This window comes from Kribbella sp. NPDC050281, from assembly GCF_040655855.1.
GTDB lineage: Bacteria > Actinomycetota > Actinomycetes > Propionibacteriales > Kribbellaceae > Kribbella.
Genome location: NZ_JBFAKS010000002.1, coordinates 98,473 through 107,180, shown reverse-complemented (window position 1 = coordinate 107,180; position 8,708 = coordinate 98,473). Strand labels below are relative to the sequence as shown.

9 protein-coding genes are annotated in these 8,708 nt (G+C 69.4%); all 9 read left to right on the top strand.

What is annotated here, in order from left to right; all coding sequences use genetic code 11:
- The first annotated feature begins 118 nt into the window (after positions 1-118).
- On the top strand, positions 119-1,282 hold the full coding sequence (locus tag AB0I34_RS03080; RefSeq protein WP_360438441.1) for an acyl-CoA dehydrogenase family protein: 1,164 nt from the start codon (positions 119-121) through the stop codon (positions 1,280-1,282).
- A 65-nt stretch (positions 1,283-1,347) separates the two neighbouring features.
- Positions 1,348-2,022 carry a hypothetical protein gene (locus tag AB0I34_RS03075; protein ID WP_360438438.1) on the top strand — a complete coding sequence of 225 codons (675 nt, stop codon included), beginning with the start codon at positions 1,348-1,350 and terminating at the stop codon, positions 2,020-2,022.
- A gap of 51 nt (positions 2,023-2,073) precedes the next feature.
- Positions 2,074-2,973 carry a LysR substrate-binding domain-containing protein gene (locus AB0I34_RS03070; protein ID WP_360438435.1) on the top strand — a complete coding sequence of 300 codons (900 nt, stop codon included), beginning with the start codon at positions 2,074-2,076 and terminating at the stop codon, positions 2,971-2,973.
- 116 nt (positions 2,974-3,089) lie between these two features.
- Entirely contained in the window at positions 3,090-3,923 is an 834-nt protein-coding gene (locus AB0I34_RS03065) for an MBL fold metallo-hydrolase (RefSeq protein ID WP_360438432.1), read from the top strand.
- Positions 3,920-5,224 (top strand): extracellular solute-binding protein, encoded by a 1,305-nt coding sequence (locus AB0I34_RS03060; protein ID WP_360438429.1) that lies wholly within the window; start codon positions 3,920-3,922, stop codon positions 5,222-5,224. The genes AB0I34_RS03065 and AB0I34_RS03060 overlap by 4 nt, the downstream gene beginning before the upstream one ends.
- Positions 5,221-6,108: a sugar ABC transporter permease gene (locus AB0I34_RS03055; RefSeq protein WP_360438426.1), complete on the top strand. Its 888-nt coding sequence runs from the start codon at positions 5,221-5,223 to the stop codon at positions 6,106-6,108. Before AB0I34_RS03060 ends, AB0I34_RS03055 begins: the two co-directional genes overlap by 4 nt.
- Entirely contained in the window at positions 6,101-6,943 is an 843-nt protein-coding gene (locus AB0I34_RS03050) for a carbohydrate ABC transporter permease (protein ID WP_360438423.1), read from the top strand. The genes AB0I34_RS03055 and AB0I34_RS03050 overlap by 8 nt, the downstream gene beginning before the upstream one ends.
- Positions 6,940-7,992, top strand: a complete 1,053-nt coding sequence (locus AB0I34_RS03045) for an ABC transporter ATP-binding protein (RefSeq protein ID WP_360438420.1) — start codon at positions 6,940-6,942, stop codon at positions 7,990-7,992. Before AB0I34_RS03050 ends, AB0I34_RS03045 begins: the two co-directional genes overlap by 4 nt.
- A complete protein-coding gene (locus AB0I34_RS03040; protein ID WP_360438417.1) occupies positions 7,989-8,651 on the top strand; it encodes an HAD family hydrolase in 663 nt (220 codons plus the stop codon). The genes AB0I34_RS03045 and AB0I34_RS03040 overlap by 4 nt, the downstream gene beginning before the upstream one ends.
- The last annotated feature ends 57 nt before the right edge of the window (positions 8,652-8,708 follow it).

Sequence of the window (8,708 nt, the reverse complement as noted above, 5' to 3'; positions counted from 1 at the left end):
ACTCTACCCACCGCAGTTATCAGCCGGTGACCGGCTCATGTCCACGGAGCCTCAGGGCCGTGCGCTGTTGGTCACTTTCGGCTCCCTGCGGGCGGGCGTACGTCGTACAGTGCAACTCGTGAGTAACTCATTCGACCTGTACGCGCTGTCCGAGGAGCACGAGGCGATCCGGGCCGCGGTTCGCGACGTCTGCGACGCCAAGGTCGCCCCGCACGCGGGCGATGTGGACGAGTTGGCCGAGTTCCCGAAGGCGTCGTACGACGCGCTGAAGGCGTCGGACTTCCACGCGCCGCACATCCCGGAGGAGTACGGCGGCGCCGGGGCGGACGCGCTCGCGACGGTGATCGTGATCGAGGAGGTCGCCCGCGCCTGCGCGTCGACCTCACTGATCCCGGCGGTGAACAAACTCGGCTCGCTGCCGCTGCTGCTGTCCGGGTCGGACCAGGTCAAGCAGCGCTACCTGCCGCCGGTGGCCGCGGGCGACGCGATGTTCTCGTACTGCCTGTCCGAGCCCGAGGCCGGCTCGGACGCGGTCTCGATGCGGACCCGCGCGGTCCTCGACGGTGACGCGTACGTGCTGAACGGCGTGAAGCGGTGGATCACCAATGCCGGGGTCAGCGATTACTACACCGTCTTCGCGGTGACCGACCCGGACGCGCGGTCGCGCGGGATCTCGGCGTTCGTCGTCGAGAAGGCCGACGACGGTGTGTCGTTCGGTGCGCCGGAGAAGAAGCTCGGCATCAAGGGGTCACCGACACGCGAGGTGTACTTCGACAACGTCCGGATCCCCGTCGACCGGATGATCGGCGACCCCGGCACCGGGTTCGCCACCGCGATGGCGACGCTGGACCACACCCGGGTCACGATCGCCGCGCAGGCGCTCGGGATCGCGCAGGGCGCGCTCGACTACGCGCTCGGGTACGTCAAGGAGCGCAAGCAGTTCGGCAAGGCGATCGCCGAGTTCCAGGGCCTGCAGTTCATGCTCGCCGACATGGGCATGAAGATCGAGGCGGCCCGCCAGCTCACGTACTCCGCCGCCGCCCGCTCCGAGCGCAACGCCGCCGACCTCACCTACTTCGGCGCCGCGGCCAAGTGCTTCGCCTCCGACGTCGCGATGGCCGTCACCACCGACGCCGTCCAACTCCTCGGCGGCTACGGCTACACCCACGACTACCCGGTCGAACGCATGATGCGCGACGCCAAGATCACCCAGATCTACGAAGGCACCAACCAGGTCCAGCGCATCGTCATGGCCCGCCAACTCCTGAAGGGCCTCGGCTGAGGTCATCCTTGCCGGGGGAAGCGTGCGTGCCGAGGGCCGCCGTACGGTCTGCGCGTGGGGGTGGTGTGCACGTGATAGGTCACGCGCTGGTTGCCGTTCGGAGGCCGGCCACCCGGGTGGGTTGGGACCGCGCGATCTCCGTGGGGTTCGCGGTGGGGTCGGTCTGTTTCCTCGTTGGGCCGTTCCCCGGGTTCGTCCAGCTGGTGGGTGCCGCGGCCGACAGTGTGGTCTTCTTCGTCGGCTCCATCTTCTTCACCCTCGCCGCAGCCATGGAACTGCGGGAGGGGACCGTCCGGCGCGGGCATCGCTGGGGTCGTGACCCGTCATGGTGGAGTGCGGCGGTTCAGTTCGTCGGCACTCTCCTGTTCAACCTCAGTACGTACTCCGCGATGCAGGACAGCCTGTCGACGCAGCAGGAGAACCGGCTGATCTGGACGCCCGATGTCTTCGGCTCGGCGTGCTTCCTCGTATCCGGCGCGCTGGCCTACCGGGTCACGGCCGGTCCGGGCCTTCTCCCGAGGCGGATGGATCGGGCAGGTACGGCGGCCGCCGTGAATCTGCTCGGATGCGTGCTGTTCGGGATCTCGGCCATCGCCTCGTTCGTCGTACCGTCCACCGGTTCGATACTCGACCTGGCCGCCGCGAACTGGTGCACTTCGCTCGGCGCCCTGTGCTTCCTCATCGGTGCCGTCCTGAGCCTGCCCCCTTGGCATACGGCCCGCCCGGCCGCGACGACTTAGATCCGCCGGACCGGTTTCCTGTTGTTCACGTGGTTCGGTTTGCGTGGGGCCATGGAGCTGCGGCAGCTGGAGATCTTTCGGGCGATCGCCGAGGAACTGCACTTCGGCCGGGCGGCGGAGCGGATGTTTCTGGCGCAGGCGTCGGTGAGCCAGCAGTTGCAGCGGCTGGAGAGCGACGTCGGCGTACGGCTCGTGGACCGCAGTTCGCGGACGGTACGGCTGACGCCGGCGGGCAAGGTGTTTCTCGCCGAGGCCGAGCGCGTGCTCTCGGCGGCGGACCACGCCGTACATCGGGCCCGGGAGGTCGCGGCCGGCTGGTACGACGCCCTGCGGATCGCCACCAACTACCCGGCCAGTCGCCTGCTGCTGCTCCCGCTCCTTGAGGACCTGCGCGCCCAGAACCCGGGTCTGGCCACGATGCTGCGCGAGATGGGTTCGCCGGAACAGCTCCGGGCGTTGCGTCGCGGCGACCTCGACCTCGCGCTCGTCTACGGGCCGGTCGTCGTTCCCGGGGTCACCAGCGCACACCTGCTCGACGTACCGGTGGTCGCGATCGTCCGGCCTGGACACCCGCTGGCCGGACGCGAGCGGCTGCGGTACGACGAGGTGCTCAGCTTCCCCAGGATGACCGGGTACCAAGGCGGTGGCACCGTGATCGAGGAGGCCCTCGTGGCCACGGCGGCGCGCTACGGCACCGAGTTGCCGCGGACGCCGAGCACCACCGAGCTGTCGGGCTACCTGCTCGAACTGGAGACCAGCGACGCGATCGGCTTCTGCTCGCTGCCGCGTGCGGAGCAGCACCGGGCGAACGGCGTACACGTGCTCCGGCTCGCCCCGGCCGAGCCGAGTCTGCCGATTCACGTGGCCTGGAGCGAGTCAGCCGATGAACCTCTGGTGAACAGCACGGTCGCACAACTCGTTCGCCTGGCCGAGACCGTGCGTAAAGCCTGATCACCGATCGGCCGGACCGATCGGCCGATCACGAATCGGTCGTTGATGGCGGCCGGAGACCCGTCCGAGCATGGGTCCGCGACGCCGCCCCGGGCGTCCCGGATCGAGAGCGGTTCATGGACCTTCATCCCCTCGGCATCATGGCCGGCATGCCCGCCGGCGGCCACGCGAGCAGCGGCTACCTCGTGCGCGACGGCGAGATCACGCTGCAACTCGACGCCGGCCCCGGTACGGCGCTGCGCCTCGGCACCGTCAGCCCGGCGAGCCTGCCCGACGCCGTCGCCATCACCCACCTGCACTCCGACCACGTCTACGACCTGCTGCCGTTGGGCAAGCTGCTCCTCCGCCGCCGGATCCGGCGGATCGACGAGAGCGCGGACCTCGAACTCGACGAATCGGTCCCGCGGACGCCGCTGCTCGTTCCCCGTGGAGCAACCAGCGTGCTGGAGTCGCTGGCCGGGCTCTTCCCGGTGACCACCCATCCGTTGCTCGATCGCGCCTTCGACGTCGCCTTCGCCATCCATGAGTACGAACCCGGCGAAACAGTTGCCATCGGCCACCTCTCGGTCCGGTTCGAGCTGCTCCGCCACGCCGCCCCGAACTGCGGTGTCCGGGTCGAGTCCGCGCGGGCAAGCCTGGTCTACACCGGCGACACCGGAGTCACCGACGCTCTCCCGATCCTTGCCACAGGCACCGGACTCTTGCTGAGCGAGAGCACGCTGAGGGAATCCGACTGCAGCGGCCACGGGCACCTCAGCTCGCGTGATGCGGGCCGGGCCGCGGCCGACGCCGGGGCCGCCGAACTCGTCCTCACCCATTTCTCCTCGACCGATCCACTCCAACTCGAGTGGCACCGCGAACGTGCCGCCGGCGAGTTCGGGGGACCGGTCCGGATCGCCGATCCCGGTCACCGCATTCCCGTCGTACCGACTCGAAAGGTCTCCGCATGAAGCGCCTTCACACCGTGTCCGCCGCAGTCCTCGCGGCCGGCACGCTGGTCGGCCTGATCGCCTGCTCGCCGGCCGAGCAGTCCGGCTCGGCCGATGGCGGCCACACCACCATCACTTTCACGTCGTACAACTACGGAACCCAGGGCGCGGCGGGCACGGGCACCCAGGCTCTGCTGGACCGCTTCGCGCAACTGCACCCCGAGATCACGGTGAAGCCGCAGGGTGTGGCGACTGCCGACGTTCTCACCAAGACCAAGGCCGCCGTCGCGGCCGGGGCGGCACCGGACGTGGTGCAGATCGGGTACAGCAAGCTCGCCGAAGCGTTCGAGACCCTGCCCACGCAGTCGATGAAGTCCGTGGCCGGCACCGACTGGGACTCGTCGGTCAAAGGCATCGAGCAAGGCTTCCTCACGACCGGGACCTCCGACGGTGAGGTCCGTGCGCTGCCGTACACCGTCTCGGTGCCGACCCTGTTCTACAACGCCGATCTGTTCAAGAGCGCGGGCCTGGATCCGGCGCACCCGCCGACCACGATCGATGAGGTCCGCACCAGCGCCAAGGCGATCGTCGCCGCCGGTCATCACGGTGTGTACTTCGGGATCGTCGACCCGGGCAAGTCGGACTACCTGACCCAGTCGGTGATCGACTCGGCCGGTGGCTCGCTGATCGGCGCGAACGGTTCGGTGGCGCTCGACTCCGACCAGGCCGTCGCGGGGCTCGAAGCCGTACAAGGCCTGACCACCTCGGGGCTCCAGCCCGCCGTCCGGGTGGAGGACGCGCTGAGCGACTTCGCGAAGGGCAACCTCGGCATGTTCGTGGTCAGTACGGCGCTCTCCGGTCAGCTCGAGGCGGCGGCCAAGGGCAAGTTCGAGCTGCGCAGCACCGGGTTCCCGGCGTTCGGCCCGTCGGCCCCGCGACCGACCTTCTCCGGTGCCGGCCTGATCGTGCTGAGCAAGGACTCCGCGAAGCAGGCGGCGGCGTGGCAGTTCGTCAAGTTCCTGACCAGCAAGGAGGGATACACGATGATCACCAAGGATCTCGGCTACCTGCCGCTGCGCGCCGACATCGTGGCCGACCCGCAGTACCTGGGCAAGTACTTCGAGGACCACCAGCTGCTGCTTCCGCCGCTGAAACAGCTCGCCGCGGTCAGCCCGTACCAATCGTTCTCCGGACCGCGGGCCAACCAGGCGGTGGTGATGATGCAGGACGACGCGATCGAGCCGATCGTGTTGCGCGGGGCGGACGTCCGATCCACCCTCGGCGCGACGGCCGGCCGGATCCGCGACCTGGTCGGTCAGTGAGCACTCAGGCGACCACTCGTACGACGGCGCGCAGCGGGTGGGGCTACCTCGCCCCGCTGCTCGTCGCGCTCGGTCTGTGGATCTACGGGCCGGCGCTGGTCACCCTCGCACTGAGCTTCGCCGACTGGCGTCTCACCGACACCCCGAGCTGGTCCGGACTCGACAACCTGCGCGCCCTGCTCGGTGACCGCGACTTCGTTCGCTCCGCGGTGCAGACCGTGCTCTACGCGCTCGGGCTGTTGCCCTTCGCAACGGCCGTACCGCTCGGCATCGCGACCATGCTGTGGATGCGTCCCGGGCGCTCCGCGCTGGTCTACCGATCGCTGCTCTTCCTGCCGGTCATGATCGCCCCCGTCTCCGCAGCCGTGGCGTGGCGCTTCCTCCTCAACCCGCTGCAAGGTCTGCTGGCCAGGGTGCTCGACGCGGTGGGCATTCCGCCGGTCGACCTCCTCGGCTCCCCGTCGACCGCACTGCTCACGATCGTCGTGATCACGGCCGCCCGGGTGACGGCGTTCAACATGCTCCTGTACGGCGCTGCGCTGTCGGGGCTCGACCGGAGGCTGCTCGAAGCGGCCCGACTCGAACGGGCGAGCACGTGGGAGACCATGCGGTTCGTTGTCCTGCCACAGTTGGTCCGGCCAACCATCGTGCTCGCTCTGCTCAGCCTGGTACTGGCCGGCCAATGGACCTTCACGAATGTCGCGGTGCTCACCCAGGGCGGCCCCGACCACACGACGGATTCCGTGTACTACCGCATCTACACGCTCGGCTTCGGCTTCTTCCAGATCGGCCAGGCCTCGGCGGCCGCGATGCTCGTTCTGCTCGCGCTCGCCGTCGTCGGTGCGGCCGTCCTGCTGGTCCAACGCGGACTCAGGCATGAGTGACCTGCGCCGGACCACACGCCGAACCGTTCCGCTCGCCGCGGCCGGGTGGCATGGCGCGCTCGTCGCGCTGGCCCTGCTGACCGTATTCCCACTGCTGTGGGCGATCCTGACGTCGTTCAAGCCGGCGAACGAGGTGTTCGACCTCGCTCCGGTCAGCGCCCATCCGACGATCGCCAACTACACCGACGTCCTGACCCGCTGGCCGGCCGCCGAGCTGGTCGGACGCACCGCGGTGATGGCGACCGGCGTCGCCGTCGGGCAACTGATGATCGCCGTACTCGCGGCCTTCGCGCTCGCCCACGCCCGGCGGCGGGCGCGCTCGGTCGTACTCCTGCTCACGACGATCTCGCTCGCGATCCCGCCGCAGGCGCTGATCGTTCCGCAGTTCCTGCTCGCGGCGCGGCTCGGCTGGCTGAACACCGAGGCGGGACTCATCGTTCCGCAGCTCGGTTCGTCGGCGCTCGCCGTACTGGTGCTGCTGCAGCACGTGGAAGCGCTGCCGCCGTCGCTGACCGCTGCCGCGCGGCTGGAGGGTGCCCGCCCCCACGAAGTGCTGTGGCACGTGGTGCTGCCCGGCCTGCGGCCGGCGATTGCGGCGCTCGGCATCCTGGTGTTCATCACCACCTGGAACGAGTACCTGTGGCCGTTGCTCATCACTCCCGACGCGCTGCACACCACCGTGCAGGTCGGACTCGCGCAGTTCGAGACGGCTGAGGGCATCAACTACGGCGGCCTGCTCGCCGCCGCCGCCCTGACGAGTCTGCCCATCGTCGTCGTGTACTTCGCCGCCTCGCGCCGGATCACCGACGCCTTCCTCACCTCAGGACTGCGATGACCATTCTCTCGTCCCCGCCCCGACCGAGGTTCGTCCCGGCCCAGGTCGAACTCGCCGGCGTGACCCGGTCCTTCGGCGCTGTCGTCGCTCTGGACGGCGTCGACCTCACTGTCCCGGCCGGCTCCCTGACGGTGATCGTCGGGCCGTCCGGATGCGGCAAGTCGACAATCCTGCGGACGATCGCGGGTCTCGAGGCTCCGGACCGCGGCGTACTGCGGATCGGAGCCGACGAGGTGACCACGCGGTCCCCCGGCGAACGTGACGTGGCGATGGTGTTCCAGGACTACGCCCTGTTTCCGCACATGACCGTCGAGGGCAACATCTCGTTCGGGCTCCGCCTCCAGGCCCGGCACGACCGGCGGTCGGGGCCGACGCGGCAGCAGATCCGTACCCGAGTCGGCGACGTCGCCGCACTCCTCGGGCTCGACGACCTGCTGGCCCGGCGTCCGGCCCAACTCAGCGGCGGTCAGCGCCAGCGGGTAGCGCTCGCCCGGGCCATCGTGCGCCGGCCCTCGCTCCTGCTGCTCGACGAGCCCTTGTCCGCGCTCGATCCACAACTGCGCGCGTCGGCCCGCACCGAGATCACCCGCCTGCACAGGGAACTGGGTACGACGCTCGTCCTCGTCACACACGACCAGCAGGAAGCGCTCTCGATGGCGACTCACCTCGTCGTGATGGAACGCGGTGTCGTCGCGCAGAGCGGGAGCCCGGACGAGCTCTACCGCCGTCCGGCCAGCGAGTTCGTCGCCGCGTTCCTCGGCTTCCCACCGATGAACCTGCACGACCGGGACGGCCTCCGGATCGGCTGGCGGCCCACCGACGGTCAGCTGGGGTCCGGACCGGCCGATGCGTTGCTGATCGAGGGCGTCGTCGAATCGTGCGAGTACACCGGCGACGGGCAGCACGTGCGGTGCACCGGACCGGATGGCGGATTCGCGCTCGTGCAGCGCGAGGGCGAGCGGTGGCTCGTGCCCGGCGACACCGCGCACGTCGCGCTTCCGATCGAACGCCTGCACCGCTTCGGTCCCGACGGCAGGCGGCTGCCATGAGCAGTACGACGGTGGGCGTCGTGTGGTCCGACTTCGGCGGCGTACTGACGCCACCTGTAGCGCAGGCCGCGGAACGGGTCGCCGCCGCGAGCGGTGTCTCGTGGCCTGAGTTGGCCGCAGCTGCCGAGCAGGTCGCGGGCAGGCTCGGCCTGCACGGACTGGGACCGCTCGAACTGGGAATCCTGTCCCAGCGCGAGTGGGCCGACCAGCTCACCGCGTGCCTGTCGACGACGCCGCACATCGACCTGCGTCGATGGGACGAGTACTGGTACGCCGATCGGCCGGTCAGCCAGGTTCTTCTCGACGAACTGCAGCGCATCGCCGGTCGCGGCGTACCAGTCGGACTCCTCACCAACAGTGTCGCCGAGTGGGAACCCCATCGCGCCCGCATGCTGGCCGGACAGGACGTCTTCACCGCGACGGTGAAGTCCCACGAGATCCGGCTCGCCAAACCGGACCCCGCGATCTTCCGGTACGCCGACACCGTCCTGCCGGCACCGGACGGACAGCCCGCACTACTCATCGACGACGACCCCGCCAACTGTGCGGCCGCCGAACACCAAGGATGGCTAACCATCCACCACCACGCGACTCCCGACACCATCGCGCGCCTCAGACAGCTGCGATTCACAACAGCCGGCACGTCCTACTGGCCGTAGCCCTGCTCTCCTGCCAGGAGCGTGCATCCGGGTCGTCATCCGGGGTACTGGCAATGC